12 protein-coding genes and 3 pseudogenes are annotated in these 21,843 nt (G+C 42.0%); 6 read left to right on the top strand and 9 right to left on the bottom strand.

Features of this window, described 5'->3' with window-relative positions; all coding sequences use genetic code 11:
- Positions 1-2: 2 nt before the first annotated feature.
- Positions 3-2,174, bottom strand: a complete 2,172-nt coding sequence (locus tag AAEY93_RS08440; RefSeq protein WP_351076104.1) for a marine proteobacterial sortase target protein — start codon at positions 2,172-2,174, stop codon at positions 3-5.
- 100 nt (positions 2,175-2,274) lie between these two features.
- Entirely contained in the window at positions 2,275-3,036 is a 762-nt protein-coding gene (pdsO, locus tag AAEY93_RS08435) for a sortase-associated OmpA-like protein PdsO (RefSeq protein ID WP_101031979.1), read from the bottom strand.
- Positions 3,037-3,283: 247 nt separating this feature from the next.
- On the opposite strand from pdsO, the gene pdsR reads away from it, so the two are divergent.
- The 5 genes from pdsR to AAEY93_RS08410 all read left to right on the top strand — a co-directional run bounded on the left by pdsR (position 3,284) and on the right by AAEY93_RS08410 (position 8,734).
- The gene (gene pdsR, locus AAEY93_RS08430) at positions 3,284-3,973 is read left to right on the top strand and encodes a proteobacterial dedicated sortase system response regulator (RefSeq protein ID WP_101031980.1); all 690 of its coding nucleotides are present in this window, start codon (positions 3,284-3,286) and stop codon (positions 3,971-3,973) included.
- 3 nt (positions 3,974-3,976) lie between these two features.
- Positions 3,977-6,148, top strand: a complete 2,172-nt coding sequence (pdsS, locus tag AAEY93_RS08425; protein ID WP_124011694.1) for a proteobacterial dedicated sortase system histidine kinase — start codon at positions 3,977-3,979, stop codon at positions 6,146-6,148.
- Positions 6,149-6,313: 165 nt separating this feature from the next.
- Positions 6,314-7,504 (top strand): cystathionine beta-lyase, encoded by a 1,191-nt coding sequence (locus AAEY93_RS08420; protein WP_124011695.1) that lies wholly within the window; start codon positions 6,314-6,316, stop codon positions 7,502-7,504.
- 201 nt (positions 7,505-7,705) lie between these two features.
- Complete coding sequence (locus tag AAEY93_RS08415; RefSeq protein WP_101031983.1) at positions 7,706-8,131, top strand: hypothetical protein; 426 nt, start codon at positions 7,706-7,708, stop codon at positions 8,129-8,131.
- 339 nt (positions 8,132-8,470) lie between these two features.
- Complete coding sequence (locus AAEY93_RS08410; RefSeq protein WP_351076098.1) at positions 8,471-8,734, top strand: hypothetical protein; 264 nt, start codon at positions 8,471-8,473, stop codon at positions 8,732-8,734.
- Positions 8,735-8,811: 77 nt separating this feature from the next.
- Here the strand turns inward: AAEY93_RS08410 and AAEY93_RS08405 are convergent, their stop codons facing one another.
- Positions 8,812-9,696: a hypothetical protein gene (locus AAEY93_RS08405; protein WP_351076095.1), complete on the bottom strand. Its 885-nt coding sequence runs from the start codon at positions 9,694-9,696 to the stop codon at positions 8,812-8,814.
- Positions 9,697-10,068: 372 nt separating this feature from the next.
- Positions 10,069-10,356, bottom strand: a pseudogene (locus AAEY93_RS08400) (IS4 family transposase); the annotation flags it as partial.
- On the opposite strand from AAEY93_RS08400, the pseudogene AAEY93_RS08395 reads away from it, so the two are divergent.
- Positions 10,357-10,803: pseudogene (locus AAEY93_RS08395) on the top strand (transposase); the annotation flags it as partial.
- Between the two features lie 358 nt (positions 10,804-11,161).
- On the opposite strand, the gene AAEY93_RS08390 reads toward AAEY93_RS08395, so the two are convergent.
- The 5 genes and pseudogenes from AAEY93_RS08390 to AAEY93_RS08370 form a co-directional block, all read right to left on the bottom strand.
- Entirely contained in the window at positions 11,162-11,428 is a 267-nt protein-coding gene (locus tag AAEY93_RS08390) for a YihD family protein (protein WP_124011698.1), read from the bottom strand.
- Positions 11,429-12,204: 776 nt separating this feature from the next.
- Positions 12,205-13,182, bottom strand: a complete 978-nt coding sequence (locus tag AAEY93_RS08385) for a transposase (RefSeq protein ID WP_351076089.1) — start codon at positions 13,180-13,182, stop codon at positions 12,205-12,207.
- Positions 13,183-13,400: 218 nt separating this feature from the next.
- A pseudogene (locus AAEY93_RS08380) lies at positions 13,401-13,628 on the bottom strand (transposase); the annotation flags it as partial.
- A 397-nt stretch (positions 13,629-14,025) separates the two neighbouring features.
- Positions 14,026-14,481: a hypothetical protein gene (locus AAEY93_RS08375; RefSeq protein ID WP_351076086.1), complete on the bottom strand. Its 456-nt coding sequence runs from the start codon at positions 14,479-14,481 to the stop codon at positions 14,026-14,028.
- Positions 14,478-21,440 (bottom strand): SpvB/TcaC N-terminal domain-containing protein, encoded by a 6,963-nt coding sequence (locus AAEY93_RS08370; protein WP_351076083.1) that lies wholly within the window; start codon positions 21,438-21,440, stop codon positions 14,478-14,480. The genes AAEY93_RS08375 and AAEY93_RS08370 overlap by 4 nt, the downstream gene beginning before the upstream one ends.
- Positions 21,441-21,843: the final 403 nt, after the last annotated feature.

The raw sequence follows: 21,843 nt of genomic DNA, 5'->3' as shown, positions 1-21,843 counted from the left end.
ACTTACTCATTTGATTCAATCACTAACAATTGGCCCGGTAAGCATTGTCTTAACCATAAATAGTGCAGTAATCCTAAGCTCAGCAGGCTAAAACCAATTAATAACCATAACCGACTGCTGGTCCCCGTTTGTGGCAACACTTGCGAAGAAGACGGTGCAGCTTGTAAACCATGGGGCATATGAGGCTGCAATTTGACATCAATGGGGCTATCAATCAATGGATTCACCGGAGTGACATCCACTGCGACTAAACTCGTTTGGCTGGTCACTAAGTGATACAAGATCCCTAATGCTTCCACTTGTTTATTGACGCGGTCGCGGCTGGCATTGTCTTTATAAAGCTCAAGTGATGTTATTTGCGCATTTGCCCATAACAAATCAATGCCCTTAGCAGCTTGGTTATCTTCAAAATCAAGCTGTTGCTGCCAATACTGGCCATTAATATTGCCCGACACTATGATGGGTTGCTGCTGATGTGATGCTGATTTAATGCTTACCCAAAGCGGTTCGTTTTGATATAAATCGCTAATCGTCGTCGGCCAATAATCTGGCACGCTGCCATCAAGGTAGTGCAAGCCAATATTGGTCAACACCGGCTGCTCAATTTTATTCAGCAATTGCTCAATTTTTTGCTGCACTTCTGACTCATCACCAATGTAGGTAAATGTGCCACGTCCCATAGTCGCGGCTCGGCGCATAAAATCTGAATTTGGCGCCGAGCCAATACCCACCGTGAATAAGCGGCTGTCACCCAATTGATCGTTAATAAGCTGATACAACTCATGTTCGTTGCCAACAGCACCGTCGGTCATAAAAATCACTTGGCGCAACATATCACTGCGTATATCGGTTTGATTAGAATCTTGCTGCACACTATCCACCAGCGCGGTTTGAAGTGCACTGCGCATTTCGGTGCCACCATCAGCCTCTAATGCATAAATAAACCGCTTGGCTCGATCAATATTACGACTATTGGCTGGCAATGGTGTCGCTGACAACATGCTCACGTCACTATTAAATTCGATAATATTAAAGGTGTCGATATCACGCAGCCCCGCAAGCGCAAATGGCAACGCTTGTTTGGCTTGAGTGATTGACTGACCTGACATTGAACCTGAGGTATCGATCACCAAAATCAGTTCTCGAGCAATAAGATGTTGCTCACTGACCTCGACACTGGGCGGCATTAACATCACCAGCGAGTACAAACTGTTGTCGACGGGATGGGATTGTCCTTGCAATGGATCGGTGCCATTAACCTTGTTGATTTCAAAATAGCTTTTAACATCGGCTTCAACATGGGTTTTACCGGTTTGATAAAAGGTTGCCGCTTGCGGTAATGCGCCAACATTGGCTTGCCATTGCAACACAAAATCGCGATCGGCAATTTGCTTACCAGTAAAACTCACACTGTATAGATGACCCTTGTTAGATTGTTTAATCGGATGATACAGACTGCTAAGGGATGTCAATTCAAAACCAGCATCAATGCTCACTTGCATATTGACCTGCGTATCGATCTGCGTGTTGGCCATTAATTCAGGCTGAGCTAGCGGCTCTACGCCATGATTATCTTGCGGGTTATAACGCGGGGTAATCGCTAATGGGAAACGTAAACTAAACACTCCATCGCTATATTCAATCTTTTGCTGATAACTGATCTCAACCACTAATTGTCCGTGCGGCGCTAAGTTAGCCACCTCTGATATAAACAAGTTACGTCGCTGTTGCTGTAACAAGCTAGCCTGTTTGCCTTGCTTTTTTGCGGTTTCAAAAGTGTGTAACGCTTGTTTTTTAGGTTGGATTTGTCCGTTAATGACTTTGTCACCGATGCGTAATGCCATGCTATCGACTGCTGCCGTTTCAGGTAACGGAAATAAATAGCGCCCATTAACCCATAGATCCGAGTCATTAATAAAAACTTGTTTAACCGTGACTCGATTAAGTAAGCCCGATACTTTCATACTGACTTGCGTGTCCAAAGCCAAGGCTTGTATCACCTGGCCTTGTTGAAAATACACTAAGCTGCCTTGGGTGATATCGTCATCTTGATATCCTGCCGGTGATGCATGCACAGTTGTAACACTGGCATTAACAACAATAAATAGACATAAGTACAGCAACTTACCGACATGATGTACAGACAAACGTGTTACAAAAAAAAACGGCTGCATAGCGGATCCTTACCCATAGGCTGCAACACCATTGTTTGCGCCTATGGGTCATATTCAAAACAACAAAGAAAATTGACTGGGTATTTAACTCGTGGTGAGTTTAATTCGCGGCTAATTCAGCACCCGGCGCCATTAACTTGATCGTGACGCGACGATCAAAAAAGTCATTTTCAAAATTTTGTTGTTGGTGCATTGGCAAACTAGCGCCATAAGCTTGTCCGTGCAGACGTTGCCGTTCAATGCCCTGTGCAACCAAATATTGAGTTACTTCAGCCAAACGCTGTTCAGACAAAGCTTGGTTAAAATCATTATCGCCACGGCGGTCGGCATAACCGGTTAAATCAATGGTCAGTTCTGGTGACAAGTTCATCATGTAAGCCACATTATCTAACTGCTGCTCGAATAACGGTTCAATATGGCTCGATCCTGTCTTAAACTGCACATGCATCCCAATAGTTAACTCATTAAGTGTTCGTTGTTGATTGGCTTTTTGTTCTGCTAAGCTCGACTGTAATTGATAGTATTTATCTGACACCTGCTCCAATGTTTGCTGTTTAGTGTTGAGTGCTATTAATTGCTCGTTGGTTTGAGCCAACTGTTGATTTTTCGCCACTAACTGTTGTTTTTGTTGGGCTAATTCGGCATCGTCTCCAACCGTTTTACCAATAAATGTGCCAGTTAATGCACCAATAAAGGCACCTACAGGGCCGCCAATCACAGCACCCAGTACAATCCCAGAACTTAACCCCACCAGTTCTTCAGTGTGTTCACGTTCAGCAGAAATGTCAGCGTCATTCGCCCAGCTCATATTTGAAACCATCATAGTGCTGATCATTGTTGCGGCAATAAGTTGCTTTTTCATAAAGAATCCCTTTTAGCGGTAGTTTAAAAATGAATGTCATCATCAATACATGAGTTAATGTGTGGCTGATTAACTCTATGTCGCTATTAAACACCCCATACATGGCTTTATTTGGGTTCAAAAATGGCAATGTGGCGATCAAATGTGGCAACAATATGGCAATTGCCGCTGACGGCTTTTTTGGTCGATAAAATCCTGTATAGTCAGCACTGTATCCATTTACCAGCTTATTGATTGAAATCAACTCATGAAACGAATTGCCATTGTTGAAGACGAAACCGCTATCCGCGAAAATTACAAAGATGTCCTGCAACTGCAAGGGTATAGCGTGCAAGCCTATGCAAATCGGCCAGCAGCCATGCTCGCCTTTAATGCACGTTTACCAGACTTAGCCATTATTGATATTGGTTTAGAGCATGAAATTGACGGCGGTTTTACCCTATGCCAAGCATTACGCGCGATGTCGAGCAGCTTACCGATTATCTTTTTAACCGCTAGAGACAGTGACTTTGACACCGTTTGCGGCCTACGTTTAGGCGCCGACGACTACTTATCAAAAGAGGTCAGCTTCCCTCATTTAATGGCCCGTATTGCAGCCCTATTTCGCCGTTCTGAATTGATCGGTTCAAGCCTAGTTGAAGACAACTTACTCGAGCGCGGTCACCTCACCATTGATGGCAACCGTATTCAGGTATATTGGAAGTCGCAACCGATAGAACTGACGGTCACCGAATTTTGGATGGTTCACGCAATGGCAAAACACCCAGGCCATGTGCGTAGCCGGCAAGATTTAATGCAAGAAGCCAAAATTTACGTCGACGACAGCACCATTACCTCACACGTTAAACGCATTCGAAAAAAGTTTATCGCCATCGACCCTGAGTTTGACTGTATCGATACCGTTTATGGCATGGGTTACCGCTGGGACAATATCTAACAGATGAATTTACCGATAGGGCTGCGTGCCAAAGTCGTCATTTTATCGCTGTTTTTACTCTGCCTACCATGGCTTGGGTATGAATATGTATGGGAAATGGAAAAGTACCTCCGTTATGGTCAAGAAAAAACACTCGAAGGCACCACCCAAGCCCTTGCGACTGCCCTGCATGAACGGCCTAAGTTATTTGACAACCAAGCCAGCTTTTTAAACCAAGTTGAAAAAGGTCGCGACTTATATGCCTACCCTCTCGCAGGTCCTATTCAACTCGATGGCAAACTAGCTGACTGGGATTTATATCAACATCGCACCCTTAACTACTCTGATGAACATGTTATTTATCAACATAATGAAGCCGACCCTATTGAGATTAATTTTACTCACATGGTGGGAAAATATGGCGGTTATCTCTATGGATTTTTTAACGTCAGTGACCAAAGCCTGATTTTTCGTAGTCGTAATAGTTTGCGGATTGATAGAAATGATCACTTAGTGATGGCAACTCAATCACCCGATGGTCAGTTCAGACGCTATATCATTGCCAATAGTAAAAGTGGTTGGCTAAGCGCATTTGAATTACCCGCCGATCCCAGCCAATCGATGCCCGTCAGCCCAGAAGTCCGCATTCAAGGCCAATGGCTAACAACAAACAAAGGTTACAATATCGAATTTAGACTGCCACTCGATATGGTTGGCAGTAAATTAGGGTTTGCGATTCATAATGTTAACGATGCTAACACCCGTCAACTGGTCAATGTTATTGGCACATCCGCCACCGATTCAGTCGCCAGTTTAGGCACGGTATTAGTGCCCTCTCCTGAAATTGAAAAAATCATTAAAGGCATGAGCCATAACAGCTCACGGATCTGGGTGGTCGACAATCATGGCCGCGTATTGGCAAAATCGGGCGATATTCGTTCATCATCTAACACCTGGGCCGATGACCTTAACGTCAATCAACCAGACTCACTTTGGCTGCATTTTAAACAGCAATACATATTGCCGCTTTACTACAAAATATTGACTCGTCCACCGCAAAATTTTATTGATTCACTGCAAGACTCAACCGAGCTCACTGGTAGCCACATTGAAAAAGCCTTAAGCGGTAAACAAGGCTCAACATGGCGCCTAACCCCAGACAATAAAGCCGTGGTACTGGCGGCGGCTAGTCCTATCTGGATTGACGATAAAGTGATGGGAGTGGTGATAGCAGAAGAAACCACACACGGTATTCGTAGTTTACGTAATCGCGCGCTGGAAAAGCTGTTTAACGTCATTTTGACCGTGATGAGTATGGGCACATTAGCCTTGTTTATCTTTGCCTCGAGCATTTCAAGCCGCATTCGTCGTCTGCGCGACCAGGCCGAATTAGCTATCGACAGCCAAGGCCGAGTAAGACAACAAATTGTGGCATCAAAGAACCGCGATGAAATTGGCGACTTGTCACGCAGCTTTTCAAGTATTGTCAGCCGCTTAGGTCAATACACTCATTATTTAGAAAACATGTCGTCACGCTTGTCACACGAACTGCGCACCCCCGTTGCCGTAGTACGTAGCTCGCTTGAACATTTAGGCTTGCAGCAACTTGACGAGCAATCACAAAAGTACGTTAATCGTGCGCAAGAAGGCGTCAGCCGATTGCACCTTATTTTAAATAATTTAAGTGAAGCAACCCGTCTAGAAGCCAGTTTAACTCAAGCAGAAAATTGTCGTTTTTCATTAAAAAAAGTCATCAGCGGTTGCATCCAAGGTTATCAGATCACTTACCCAGACCAACGCTTTAGCGTCCACATTGAAGATAAAGCCATGTTTTGCGATGGCGTAGCTGAATACATTGCCCAATTAATGGATAAACTGATCAACAACGCGATTGAGTTTCACCAACCCGATAGCGCCATCACCGTCAGTCTGAGCCAATATCAAAAACAAGCGATATTAAAAGTCAGTAATATTGGCCCTTTACTGCCCAAAGACATGAACAGCCAAATTTTTGAATCTATGGTGTCAATCAGGCCTCAAGGCATTAATGGCAAGCCCCATTTAGGCTTAGGACTGTATATTGCGAGATTGGTAACCGACTTCCATCATGGCACCATTAAAGCAACCAACATCATAGAGGATGGCATCGAAGGGGTCGAAATGTGCCTCAGTTTACCGCTAAGTGATGAAAAATAATCAACCTCAGCATTTAGGCGCTATTAAATGTGCTCGTTGGTGCTAGGATGACAATCAATCGCAAACCGCTCACCGCAGCGCATTTATCCATGTCATTGATATTTGGTTAATAAATATTAGCTAAAGCACATACCATAGACGCTGCTAAAAAATGGAAATAACGATATGAGTAAAGACGATAAATTAGCGACCAAAATTGTTAGCCTAGGTCGTGATAAAAAATTCACTAAAGGCATTATTAACCCACCGGTTTTTCGTGCCTCAACCGTGGTGTTCGACACTATGGACGAGATGCGCTTTGCGATTAAAAACAAAACCAATGGCGAAATGTTTTATGGTCGTCGTGGTACCCCAACCCACTTTTCGTTTCAACAAGCCATAAGCGAACTTGAAGGCGGCGCAGGCACCGCTTTGTACCCTTCTGGTACAGCCGCTATTAGCAGCGCATTATTATCATTCTTAAAAAGTGGCGACCACTTATTAATGGCTGACACGGCTTACGAACCCACTCGCGATTTATGCAACAAAATGCTGGCAGGGTTTGGCATCGAAACCACCTATTACGACCCCATGATTGGCGAAGGCATTAGTGATTTAATCCGCCCAAATACCAAAGTATTATTTCTAGAATCACCGGGCTCAATCACCATGGAAGTGCAAGATGTGCCTACGCTCAGCCGCATCGCCCACCAACATAATATTATTGTGATGCTAGACAATACCTGGGCATCACCGATTAACTCTCGCCCATTTGATATGGGTGTCGACATCTCCATTCAAGCAGCCACCAAGTATATTGTTGGCCATTCCGATGTGATGATGGGCACCGCCACAGCCAATGAACAATACTGGCCACAGCTACGTGAAAACAGTTATGTAATGGGCCAAACCACCTCACCTGATGACGTCTATTTAGCCGCTCGCGGTTTACGTACCTTAGGGGTTCGTATGGCACAGCATGATAAAAATGCCCTAAAAGTGGCAAACTGGTTGGCCTCTCGCCCAGAAGTGGATCACGTGCGTCACCCTGCGTTTGATACTTGTCCTGGCCACGCGTTTTTTAAGCGCGACTTTAGTGGTGGCAATGGCCTATTCTCATTTGTGCTAAAACAAGGCGACTTAGCGTCAGTGACTGCTTTTGTTGAAAATATGGACCATTTTAAAATGGGCTTTTCATGGGGCGGTTTCGAAAGCTTAATTTTAGGCATATTCGGCATTAACAAGATTCGCACCGCCACCCAATGGGATAGTAGCAAACCCTTGATAAGACTGCATATTGGGCTAGAAGATGCCGACGACTTGATTGCCGATTTAGACGCTGCATTTGACCGCTATAATGCAGTAATTAATCTGTAGCTTAAGTTTCGAGATAATAGTTTTGGGATGATAGCGTCGAGATGATAGCGTCGAGATAATAGCGTCGAGATAATAGCGTCGAGATAATAAGCGCTTATCAAACAGTCTATTATCCTGCTAACCTACTGTATTGATAGTGTATTGATAGTGTATAAATAACGACAACAATATCTTATGGAATGTGGGTGTTAAAGGAATTAAATGAATTTTATCAAATTAGTACTATTTAGTCTGTGTATTAGCATTGGCTACTATGCGTTGACTATATTGGCAATAGGCCAGTCCGCTGCCGGCAACTTATTATGGTGGTTAAATAGCAGTCAATATCCTACCGCAATGCACTTAGCGCAAAACTTTGTTGGCATTGGCCTAGCCGCGTTAATTCCAACCTTTGTGGTGCGCAGCTATGAGCCTGCAAGACAATGGATTGCCATCACAATTATGATTGTAGCCACGATGTTTTTGCACGGCAATAGCCATTACATGCCATGGGATCCTATGGGCATTGTAAGATTTGTTAACAACACACTGTTTTATGGTGATATCGGCGCCAAAGCATTGTTTTTCTATATCTTACTGCTGCCTATATTGTGGTTGTTATTGCTTAAGCGTATGGCGCGGATCTAGCCTCTGCCGAGTCAATACACAGTAACTAGCTGTAGCCGGTAAGTATGATCATTACTCTAGAGCCCTGAGTCGTTGCGATTCTGGGCTTTTTTATTGTCGGTTATCGATTGTTGATTGTTGATTGTCTGTATCGGGCTAAAAAAAACAGAATGACAATGTTTGCGCGCAATCGCTATAATTAGGTGTCAAAAACCTCTCACCCAATCACAGAACCAATCTCTGAACCAAATGTATAAGCAATAGCGACTCAACAGAACATGGTCATCATCAAGTGAAATATAATCCCCCTCAGCTCGGTCTATTAAGCACCCAATAGTCATTTAGCCGAAGTGAATCAGTATGTGCAGTTCACCCAAAACCAATCTAGCTGCTGCTACGCCAAAAGTGCCCTTTCGCAGCTTTATGGCCAGCATGACATTAACGCAGAGACAACATTTTGCACAAGTCGCTAACCGCGCCGATGACCGACGTCAAATAAGAGAAGATAGACTAAAAGGTCAACACAATATGCCAGAGGCTAAACCTGTAAGCGTGACCGGACATAACAACAACTCATTCATCAATAAGTTGATTCATTTTTGTCAGCAACACTTAGTGGTGTGACGGCAAGCTTGCCGAGCTTTTTTGATGAAGATAGGATAAAAAAGATAAAGGAAGGGTGAAAATAAAGTTTTACTACATTACTCCTCTAATACTGAAATAAATATCCGCTCAGCATTCCACAGCTCGATTATTTTGCGCGTCTTCTTGGCATTCCAAAAACATTTACCAAATACAATAATCCCAGCGCCTTCCAGTTGTCTTGGTTCGGATATGTTAAATTGGGATAATATTGTTGATTTATGTTTAGACAAAGGTATGCCTACATCGTTGCAATCAGATGGGTTTAACCAATCGAGCTCTTTGTCTAGATGGGAAATGGTGCCCCAGTACATTTTAGGTTTAGCCTGTTTTACGCTGTCACTGGGTTCGGCATCGGCAAAGTTAACAAACAAATTTTTGGCTTTGAATGTATAACCAGCATCAAGCTCAATCAAGGTACTAGACTGGGCTAAATCGCTACCCCGCATTAGGCTGTTGAGTATTTTTTCTAAGCCTAACCTCTTGATATTACTTTTCGGTTTTTCTTCAGCGTCTATTCGACTGCTAATGTCAGGCTTAGGATTTACTTTAGGATTGAGTACTGAGGCAGTGGTTTGCTCAGCGGTGCTTTTCTTATAGGTGCTTAGCTTATCTTTAGATTTTTTGATTGCCTTTGATAATAGGAAATCAATACTAATAATATCAGCGCCCGCAATAATTTGATTCACTTCAAGACTATGGCTAACTTCCCGCTCCCGCTGCGTTGATGGCGAGCCTTCATCGCATCCTACAATATGATATCGAGAACCAAAACACGCCGCTTTACCGTTTGAGCTTCTCTTACGATAATACGCTTTGCCTTTGCACTCAGGGCATTCTAAAAATTGCCTAAATTGTTCAATTTCTATTTCGGGTAACGCCTGAAATTTCAAAATTGAGAAAGTGTGCCTTTCATCACCATAAGTACAAACTGCATCAATCATTTAATATCCACATTTCCTGTAATAAACTATCTATAAAAACTAGCCATAAAAAAACCTTTAAGCCCAACTGAACCATACCAAGTTATGAATAAAATGACTACTTTGCAATAGCGCTAACCGCTGTCGACAGACATGATCAATTAAATCACTTTTAAACGCGTTTTTTTGGAAATAAACGAGTTTAAGCTAACCTTTTAACATGATGATTTGTATTGGGAAAAAATGCCAATCTGATATGTACTAACCCTGTCAGTAACAGCAGATGAAATGTCATTACTTTTGTCAGTTTTGGGAATAATGATAGGCCTTTATGACTATCAGATTAAGGGCTGGAAATAAAGTCTACCCTGACCCTGAGGGATCCCCACGAATTTAACAGCATGTTTGTGGATCCTTGATTAAATCTTGTAGCGTCTTGATCCCTGTTAGCCAGTGAGACTTCAGCTGCTTCAAATGCCTATCTCTGTAGGCTCTTATTCCTATAAATTGGTTTGATAAAACATTACGATGTTTGATCGAATTCGCTTGGTATTACCTATGCTTATCAGCCGCTTTGACTGCCAATCCTAGCAGGTACAACATAAATTGAGATAGACAGGCGATGAGTAGTAGAACGCTTAGTTTATGCATAATCCTTGAGCCACTCTCATTCATTTTTAGTGGGTGGCAGACTGCCAGCATGTGGGCAAAGACTTACCAGCGCTACAATAGCTATCGCGCTACCTTTATCGCGGCATACTTCCCGACAAAAACATCATTAGTAATGTCGATGGACAAGTCAGCTTTGAGTATCAAGACATCAAACTAAGTCTACAAAAATACGCACTTTACCTACCACTGAATTTCTATGGTTAGTGCTCCAACCTGCTTTACCTAAGGGATTACGACGAGTGCGGGACTATTGTAACAAACAGTGGATTGTTCAGAGGTATCGCCAAGAAGCTCAGGTTACAGATACAGCTTATGTTGGCGATTGCTGGTGCGACATTTCCAATATTGACCGAGGTAAAGCGCAGATTAGCGACACGCAGTTGTCCATGTTGCCATCAATCTATGCGCTTTATGGGCATACACAAACGACCAACACAGTTAATACTCATCACCTAACACTGAAAATGATGGCTTAGGAAATGACTTAACGGATACTAAGGAGAAATTAGCTCAATACGCTGATCTTTATATTCTTTAAATGATTAGCAATAGTGCTAAGGGGACGTACTGGCTCAAGAAAAAAAGCCCAATAACTGTCACTTCAAACAGAACGTAATCTCGATCTGTTATTTACTTAATAAAGAGTAACATCGCAAGTGTTCGGGCTTGTTCAACACTTGCGATAAGGACACGGCTTCGCGCGGCCTATCCTTATTTGTATGAATCATTAATATAGTGGATAACTACATAAGATTGGCCACTTAACTACACGCCTCAAATTTATAGTGTAATATTGCTATAAAAGTGTAACTTTTTATTCAATTATACCTCTAGCCTTGAGTAAGGCCGTTTTGAAGTCATCCACCTGATCTTTTGCTAGCCCTGGAATCATTTCATCTTTTGGGCTGTTGCGCATTTTTAAGTGATAGATGAGAACATCATCCGTTAGTTTTTCGATAGCATCTTTATATCCAGCTTCTTTGGATAGTTTAATAATGAATTGCATTAAGCTCAGATCCGAATCTTTTTGCCATTCAGGATGCATTAACTCGATAAGTTCATCAACACGGTGACACTTCATAAGACTCTCCGTTTTTAATTCATTATCTAAAGTATCAAATTTCGAGAAAAACACCTAGGAAAGGTTTTGTAATAAATAACGACAGCCTATTAACAATTATGTTCTTGCTATTTATTGTTTAATAGCTTGTTCTGCAAGGATTAATAGACCAATAAGTAAATACATAGCCATATATGGCCATGTTTCAAATAGGAAACCAACGGCTGTTCCCTCTTGGAACTCCCAGCCGCACCGCAACATTTTCAAACAGCGAAAACGTCGCCACGGGGATTTATTAGCTTTTGACTTCATCTGTAACCGTCTTCGGCCTTATTCGAAAATGCTAACACTTCCGATGGTACATCCTGTACCGCGAAAGCTAGCGGGCATCTGATAGACGGGATGTCTGAATGCCTTGAAGCACATGGATGTGCGGGAAAGGCCATGGCCAGCTCACGCTATTTTCTTCAACGGCCTCAAGTTCAGAGTTGAGTTTCACCATTTTCAAGTAAGGCTAACTCGTTGTTGGACAAAAGCTTCTTAGAGTTAATGTTCAAAACTCTATCGTTCACATTACGGTAAGTATGGCTAAGTTGCAAAATACCAGGAAGACAGTTGTGGTTAGCCTCTAATTAAGTAGCCAGCTTAACTAGACCACTTGTATGTTGAATCTTTGGATGATTTAACAAATTAGCACTCGATGGCCAATCCATCAGTAATATGGTCGATTTAAAAGAGCAGAAAAGCTTGATATCAATCAAGTGGAAGATGGTTTTGTGGGATTAAGTAATTGTTGCTTAGGCACACAACCAGCGTTGGCAGTTGGCTACGCCTTGTCGTCGTTTTCGGTCTAAATGTTCGCAATATTCTGTTAATGCAGGCAAAGCCCCTACCGCACCTTTGAATAATACCCCAAACTCTGTGGTGATTTTTAACCAGTTTTCAGCAGGAATATTCAGTCTATTAAGAATAGCTTGGCTACTTGCACAAATGGCACCCCGTTTATCCTCTCGAATAATTCGCCCGGTATCTTCCACCAACACAATATAGTCTTTAACACTGAACATCAGGCCTTTAGGCATGTTTAAACGCTCATTCCCCACAAAAGGCAATAACTCTGCTGGTTGTTCACCTTTTATTGCTGAGTTAATTCGGCGTTGAATGCTGGTGTAGTTTGAGGCTTCTGGTGTGGTGGCCATTTTGGCTCTAATAGGGTTTAAATCAACATAAGCCATACAACTCAGAACGGCTGCTTCGCCGAGTAACGCCTGGGATTTAAAGCGCCCTTCCCAGAAGCGACCTGTACACTTATCTTCTTTATTGGCCATTCTAGCAATTGGCTCACTTAAAGAACGCATAAACCAACTGATATCAATTAAGCGCTTACGGTATTCAGTAATGCATTCATTAACCGTTTGAAGTTCAAATGAGTTAAGGTCTTCTTCTTTTAAGTATTTGTGCGTGAGTAACGTACCTTTAAAGCCTTTGTGCCATTGAGTGAGCACTTCTTTATCTGACCACTGCTTCGCTTTGTCAGCATCGACTTTTATAACCACATGTAAGTGATTACTCATCACGGCATAAGCACAGATATCAATAGCAAAGATGGTCGCCAGCTCAAGAATGCGCGCATCTACCCACTCACGCCGATGTTCAAAATTATCACCAGTGGCATTATCAATTCCACATAGAAATGCCTTACGTACCACACGAGAACAGCAGTGATAGTAAGGCGTATCTTCTAGGCTAACGATAGTTTGTCTTGGTCTGGCCATCTTCTATTACCATTTGAAAAGGGTAATAAAGCCTAGTTCAGTGTTGAATATTTAGCTAGTTAGAATGGGTGGCCATGTTATTTTCTATTTCTATCGATATGACTAAAATATTAGCAATAAATAACTGGTTTACTTGTCCTTTTCTAAATTAGGCACAGCAGGAAAACTTGATAGTCATCAAGGGTAAGGTGAATTGTAATTTGATTTGGAATTGTGATTTAAGCGCACAACCAGCGCTGACAATTAGCTGCATCTTGTCGTTGTTTTCGTTCTAAATGTTCACAATATTCGGTTAGTGCAGGTAAAGCTCAAAAAGCGCCTTTAAATTCAGTTGTGATTTTAAGCCAATTCTCTGCGGGAATGTTTAATCTATTCAGTATGTCCTGGCTGCTTGAGCTAATGGCGCCCCGCTTATCTTGTCGAATAATCCGTCCGGTATCTTCAACTTGCACTATGTTGTAATGGTCAATTTTTCTGTAGAGATTTTCAACCCGCTTAAATACTCACGCGTTCTCGTTGAATCTTGCGGAGGGATATCTTGCTTGTAATAAAGAAGAACCCTGGGTTTAAATCTCTATCTTTTGCCCAAACAAAAAGGCCTTATCTTTCGATAAGGCCTTTTCATTGAATGTGGCGGAGGGATAGGAATTTGAACCCAGACTCTCGAATTAAATAGTTAAAATAGTCGTTTAAATTCATTTTGTTGCAGAACTTTACATCTTCAAAGTCTGCAATTGCTAACTAAGATTGACTTTATTTCTGAAGTTGAAAAAAGTCAATAATTATGAGCCTTTAAAAATTGTTTTATATATACTTTTCAGCTGAATACTTTATGGGTTATTCCTAATGTAATTGTAAAATATCAGAATTGCTTGTTTCCCAAGCTGACAACTCAACAATAAACGCATTCAAAGACAACTGCTCACATTGGCTTCCACTCAAGGTATTGGAATAGTTTATCCCAATACTTGTTCTTACCAAATTATCCTTTTGCAAATAAAAAGAATGATATAAATCACCGTCAGAACTCAAATTTAAAGGGGTAATAGCTATTGGCCCTGAATCACCATAAATACCAAGATCTACTTTATTTAATTTTAAACAATGAAATTTTGTTGGAATACTTCCTATCTTTACATCAATTTGGTACATACCATATATTTCACTTGCTTTAACTTGTATTTCTACATCGTAGCTTGCTGCATTTACTCTTGTTATATAAGTAGACTTATAATTACTTGGCCAAACGCAGAAGCTAATTACGGCCAGAATAATAATCAAATACTTGATTGATATCATTTTAAATTTTCCCTGTAACTTTCAACTGCACCAAACGAAATAGCTTCTAACCTTGCATCGTGTGATCTACCATATTGAGTATGGACTCCTTCATGTGCAAGGTTGTAAATAACACTTTCCTTATTCGATAAATCTAACTTCTGATAAGGATTATGTTTGTTGCCTATAGTTTTCGCATAGGTTGATGTTCTATACAAAGTAATATAACCACCTTCCTCCATAGCTTCAGGCCAGCCACCATCAACTTGTCCTGCAAAATTATTTGCATTCTCAAATGACAAGAAAGTCTCCACTCTTATTTTCCCTGACTTGTCGATATAACTAATTGCAAATTTATCAACAAACTCTCTCCCTTTTCCACGCCTTATTTCGGGTAATTCTCTAGAGGCTTTTTCTGCATCATTATACACTTGATTTGCATCCGATGGTGCCTCACCAAGAGTCGACTCCGCCTCAAGTCTTCCCTTATGCTCGCCCGAATTAAAACTGGATTTAGTGTTAGAGTTGCCGGAATTATCTCCACTGGTATCATTACTAACGCCACTAAACGTACCAGAACTCGGCGCAAAAGTTCCGGCTTTGCTTGCTGAACGGTGATCTCTTACTGCACGTCGAGTTTCATTTTTCTGGCCATTACCTGTTACTTTTGTCTCTTCTTTTTCTACTTCAGCATCATTTGATGGACCACCTACCGCTTCTGCTTTATCTGTTTCTGCTAGATACCCGGTCGGATCTGTCCCACTCATCGGGTTATTCAAAATATACGAATACGGGTTAGCGCTTTGACTATTCTCTGGGAACTGCAAAAACGGGTCAACACTTAAAAAACGACCGATGTTAAAATCGTATATCCGCCCGTTCATATGAATGAGCTCTTGGTCAATCAAATGCTCATGGTCTGTGTAGCCCTTAGTGACACCTTGCCAATTAGTACCAGATAATAAAGTATTGCCTGATGCTATGTCTCTTGGGCGACCAAACACATCATAACCACGGTGCTGTAATACTGCTCCGGTTTTAGCATCCATCAAGGTATCAACACTGCCTAAATGGTCGCGCAGTACATGCTGAAACGGTGATTGATTACCTAAGCTGCCCACATGGGCTTTCATCTTAATGGTGTGGTCACCGATGTAGGTTTTATCTACCGTACTGCTTAAGGTCACTTCACGCTCAAAACTGCCCACATAGAAAGTGGTCGATACTACAGCACCACTTTGCTGTTTAACCTGTTTATAGCGGTTACCATTGGCATCGTAACTGAATGTACTTTTTACATTATTGCGGTCTACCGTTAACGGCTTGTTTTGGTCGTTATAGGTTAACGTTACGCCATCACCGGTGAGCCGGTTACCGTTATTGTCATAGGTGAACGTTTTTGTACCACCACGGATAAACTGCCTAATGGCGTTAGGGCCTGCATTACCGCCAGCACCTTTGCCTACACTACCGTAAAGATACTGACTGCCGTAATCGCCTTTAACAAGGATATTACCTGCGGCGTCATAGTCATAATTAACCGCAGCATAGGTGATACCTTTGTACGTTTTAGTTGAGTCATCAACCCGCATGAGCTCGTCATAGTTGTAGCTTTCTTTGAACTGGGTAATCACATTGTGTTGAAAGGCTAAATTACCCATTCCATCATAATCATAATTTAAGTATTGCACCCCGAGAGTACTGCACCCTCCAGAAGAGCTGGTACAGATACTCGTTGGTGAACCGGCTAAATTACGGCTAAACTGTTGAACATAATAGCTACTGAACGTTTGTTGATTAATACTGCCAAAGGCGCTGTACTCATCGATTATGCGCAGTGATTGCTCAGAACCATCAGTAAAACGTTGGTAATCTTCGATTAAATAACCCTTGTCGTCAAAACGATAAGCTACATGCTCGCCGCTAGGATACTGCATGGCTTTGATACGGCCAAATTGCGAGTCATAGGCATATTTTTCAGTGAAGCTTAAGCTACCAATAGCCGTAAGTGTTTGCTTAATGCGCCCAGCGGTATCATAGCTATGAGTTTGAATATGCCCATCTACTTTAGCCTGGTATAACTTACCGTAACCCACATTGGCATCATATACCCAGGTTCGCGTTTGCTGACCTGTTTGACTCGTTTGACGACCGGCTTTGTCATAGTTAAATGTGGTTGTAATATTGCGCGCATCTTTTTGGGTTACAAGCTCGCCATATTGATTATAAGTAAAGTTCCAGACCCCCATGTTCGGGTCGTTAAACCATGCCTTGCGGCCTAAATCATCATAACGGGCGGTGATTTGGCTGCCCAGCACATCTTGGATTAACACAGGTAAGCCTGCGGCATTATAGGCAAAGTAACTTTTATTACCTTTTGCATCTGTAGTGCTTAATAGCTGACCAAGGCTGTTATAACTGCGACTCATCGACGCATTTAACCCGCCAGAAACGCTAATATTCGTCGTAATGCCATCGCCATAGTCATATTCTGACTGGTAGCTAACCATGCCGTCATTGTAAATCTTACGTGCGGGCCGCCCTAACGCATCATAACCTTGGAATTGTGTCGTATTTTGGGTGCCGTAATCCTCTGTTGGCTTGGTTTCACTAACAATATTGCCTCTTGCGTCATACGCGGTTTCGCTAATGATTTCGCCTTCAAAACCATCGGTTACCTGCTTTACAGGACGACCAAGGCTGTCGAAATAGGTAACGGCTTGTGGTTGGCCATCTGCTTGTACAATTTGCTTGTAGGCATAATCTCCGGTCTCCCATTGTAATGACACATAGTTGGTAGGCTGGATAACTAAGGCGCCTTTAGTGACTGATGAGCTTTGTACCATACCAATAAAGTTAACCTGATTGGTTGTCGTCACTCCATCCATATCAACAGATGTCAGAACCTGACCGGTTAGTGGGTCATAGGTATTGGTTGTCACTGCAACGCCCGACCATTGGGCATTAAAGGTTTTATAGACAAAATAACCATCATTAGTCATGGCGACTTGATTGTATCTATCTCCCACACTCACTTTGCTTGCATTACCGTACTGGTCATAGTCGCTATAAGTCGTAGTGGTGGCAACTCCTTTTAACGTACCGGTGCCTTCAGTTATACTGCTGATCAACTCTTGTGTATTATCGTTATAAATGTGCGTCGTTTTTTGGCTTGTCGCTGTATTAGCAGGGTTTAAAATTACACCTTCATGAGCTACTGTATAGGCAACCGACTGGTTGGTTTCTGAGGCTGTAGGCATAGACCAACCCGCTATATCGGTATAATCCTGTGTACTGCTTTTGTTATGTTCTATGGTGTTATCAATCGTTGAAGTTGACGATAACGTCGTTTGACAAAAACGGTTTTTTTCTTGCGAGTTTTTCACCGTCGTCACAATGGTGTTTGGGTCAATAGATTTCGTTACGCTCGTTGTCTTTTTAGGATAGAAACACCAACTTTTGCCACCATTTTTATTAACAATTCCATTGAGATATTCCAATTCACCAGGGACAAGTTCAAATTTGTCATCAAGTTTGTCAACTTGATATTCACTTATTATATTTTGTTGACCGTCCTTAACGGTTTTTTTCAACACAGTCCCTGACCAAGGGAAGGTTTGTGAGAACATGGTTTCAGTCGTTAATGTATGCAGATTTTGAGCATCAGTATTGGTTTCAATAATGTCACTAAAACCTTGAAAGCCTCGGCCCGAGACATGGAATCGAGCATTTTTATAACTGTATTCCGTTTTATTAACCCCATTTAAACCATTATCTTCTTTTAATGTAGCAACAACTCGCATGGTGTTAGTAAAATTTACGTAAGGATATTCGGTAGTTTCAGGCTGAGGGTAACGATTTTTAAGTTGCGTATAATCAAGCTGTAACTTTTCACCCATCCCCGTTTTGATACTCTTAATTACAGTATCTTGAGTATCCACATGCGCAAACAAAGTGAACCCAACAGGATAAGAAGGAGGTTTACCGCCTTGTTTAGAGCCGTAAAACCAGGTGCGTTTTGTGGCGTCTGACTCAAACCCTATTCCTGAGATGAAATCAACTCTGCCATCACCCGTTAAATCGATAGGGGACAGCGTAGCTAACGCACCATAAACGGGTAGTTGGACATCAGTAAAAGATTTGCCATCAGGATTGGTGAGCAACACATTCCAATACCAGACATCATGGTCATAGAATTTAGGTGCATTTCCCCCATCAACGGCGCGGCATGATTCATTAGAAGTCCAATTCCAACATTCATACAGGTATTGTTTGCGAGAGTAATCAGGGTATAAAATATCTTGGCGACCATCGCCATTATAATCAATAAATTGAATGAAATTTTCGTGTACATAACCAGCAGAACCACCATAAGTTGGGTCCTTAGCAAAACTGCCGTTGCCGCCACTAAATGCAAGCTCTTTTATACCTGTATTTAGAGGTGCTTCAAATAAACCATTGCCTTTATTGAAAATGATATAGCGGGTGTAAAAGCTGTCGGTGCTGTTCACCTTATGCAACGTCAAGATATCGCTGAGTCCGTCACCGTTTAAGTCAACCCACCGACTCGGTCTTGTGCGATGAACGATATCAACGTTGACGTTAAAAGTGATATTTTTCTCAATAAATGAGACCGTATTTGAGTCTGGGTTAAACCCAACCTTGTACCATTTTAATGACTTGTGAAATTGGCTTGGCGCCAAATCAACAACACCATCGCCATCCACATCCATCGGAATAAGCGGCTCTTTAGCCTCGGCAGTGAAAGTGCCTTTCTCGACAAAATCTGAACCTGAATCGCTGCGTAAATAGGCTTTGTAGGTGATAATATTATTACCTGAGCCAGTTTGCTTGTTGGTCGCCAGTAAAATATCTTTACGCCCATCGCCATTAATGTCGACGGCATGGCTTGTACAATATTTATCCCCAATGTCACGATAAATCGTGGCATAACAAGTCGCGCTAATATTAGAAGTATAGGTACTTTTAATACTGCCATTAGCATTAAAACTGCTAAAAACAAGCTTAGATGCACTATTGGTATAAACAAAATCGTCTGCACCATCTAAATCATAATCGATAGTGCCGCTTATGACATTTATGCTTTCTTCATTTGAACTAGGTAAATCATCACCATTCAAATCACCTGCCCATTGGCGGCTGCTAATGTCAGGCAAATCTTGATAAGTAATCTTATTTCCTGTGCGAGATAGATATATACCGTCTAATGGGACCGATAAATCGGTCACGCCGTCACCATCATAGTCAGCATCCTGCTTTACTTTTAATCCGATTGTATAATTATCTATAATATTGGCTAATGCATGATTAGTTTGTAAATTATGCTTATATTGACGGTAAAACCAACCAAACTCGGTTGTTAAACAATCGTTATTACCTGTATCGCAATACTGTAAATGATCTAATATCGCAGCATCATTTAAAGAGGTAGTCGGGATTTGATAATTCAATCTCCAAGTTGCTTTCTCTTGCCCTTCAATGTTCATTGAAATACTCATCAACTGCCTGTCATGAACACTATAACCTCCCCATTGATAACCTTTAGAGCTAGGTATTTTTTTGTAATCAAAGTGAATATTTCGAGTCCCTAAAACACCTTCATAACCAGTGTAGAAAATATCAAGAAGATAGCGATTACCTGCAGAGGCTTCATCGTATTGATAACTAATTTCATTGCTGTGAGTATCGCGGGTGGTATCTTGCAGCCAAGTAGAAGCAAGGTTTAATCCTACGGGGACAATACGACTGTTACTTGATTGACCCAATAAATGTTGAGTACCATTTACTTCAGAAGCAACAAAGTAAACACTGCTGCTATTTAGTCCGCCACCTAATTGTTGCACAATAACAGAACCATCGCGCTCGGTTTGATAATAGGTGCCAGAGGTGCCGTATTGCCCAACAGAACCGCCATTAGTCGGAGATACTGCCACTAAGCGACTACCGTTGTAACAAATTTTATCGTCTACACTAAAAGTGCTATTAATCGTTGAGTCATCTAGATCATAAATATTAGAACAGCGGGAAATGCTAGAATTGGCTGATAAACTCCAGCCCATGCCGGCAATTCCTTCACCAGATTGACTGTTGTAGTTTAGCGATAAGCTAGGTTGAACGCCCTTACGACCTGGAGCAATAGTCAAAGGCACTGAATAAGAAAATGCACCGCCATCAACGCCGGCATTACCTTTTATTTCACCCACTAAGTCGCTTTGCTCTGGTGATACGGGACTGTTCGCTGCATCAGATATCTCATTAATATCAACTAACGCTACAGAAAGGACATTGAATGACGCTGTGCTTATCGATGAATATTGATTGGTTGAACTCTTAGCTCTAACGTTGACCTGATGTATTCCAATTGCCTGCATTCCAAAATCATAGTTGTAGGGTGAGCTTGTGTCGGGATACCAAGCGGAGTTATCTATTGAAAACTCTACTGCACTAATATCGCTATCATTATCAGATGCACTTGCCGTTACAAATAAAGATTGTGATTCATATAAGTCAGGAATTGGCGTTAAGCTGACAATAGGAAGATCATCGACGGCATTGACTGTCACAACGAATGCAACAGTACTGCTTAAACTGCCATCGGATACGGTAATACTAATAGTCGATTTTCCAGCTTGGTTCGCCACGGGTGTCACACTCACCGTACGGTTGGCACCACTGCCGCCCAATATCACATTGGCGGTCGGAACGAGTGCCGTATTGCTTGAACTGCGACTCACTGACAACGAACCTGCGGCCGTTTCGTGATCACCTATGGTAAAGGCAATAATGCCCGTATTGCTGTCTTCATTGATGCTGCGGTTGCTGATATTGCTAATGGTGGGGGTGTCATTCACCGCATTGACTGTCACAACAAATGTACGGGTATAACTTAAACTGCCATCGGATACGGTAATAGTGATCGTTGCGCTACCGGATTGGTTCGCCGCGGGTATCACATTCACCGTTCGGTTGGCACCACTGCCGCCCGACCTATATGGATATTGGTAATGTCATTATGATGTCGGGAAAATCATTGACCATGTGCTTCAAGGCATCCTACCTATCAGAGTCAGGCTAGCTTCCGCGGTACAGATTGTTCATTAGCATCTGACCCATATGGATATGGGAAATATCATTATGATGTAAGGAACAGCGTTGACCATGCCGCCACAACGTTAGTGGCCGTAGGCCATAGCGTTAAACAACCCGTGGACTCGGTTAACACGATGACCGAATAAACGCTAAGCGGCAATCTATCGGCAACAAAAAGCTCACAAGGTGTTAAATCAAACTCTAAACAGCCCTTTTTTGGATTTAATCATTGTTTTCTCACCTGAATGAGCATTAGATATACAGAGGTTGTAT

It is taken from the genome of Shewanella sp. CAL98-MNA-CIBAN-0140 (assembly GCF_040309905.1).
Lineage (GTDB): Bacteria > Pseudomonadota > Gammaproteobacteria > Enterobacterales > Shewanellaceae > Shewanella > Shewanella psychromarinicola.
The sequence above is the reverse complement of the archived record's forward strand: the minus strand, read 5'-3'. Positions and strand labels throughout refer to the sequence as shown.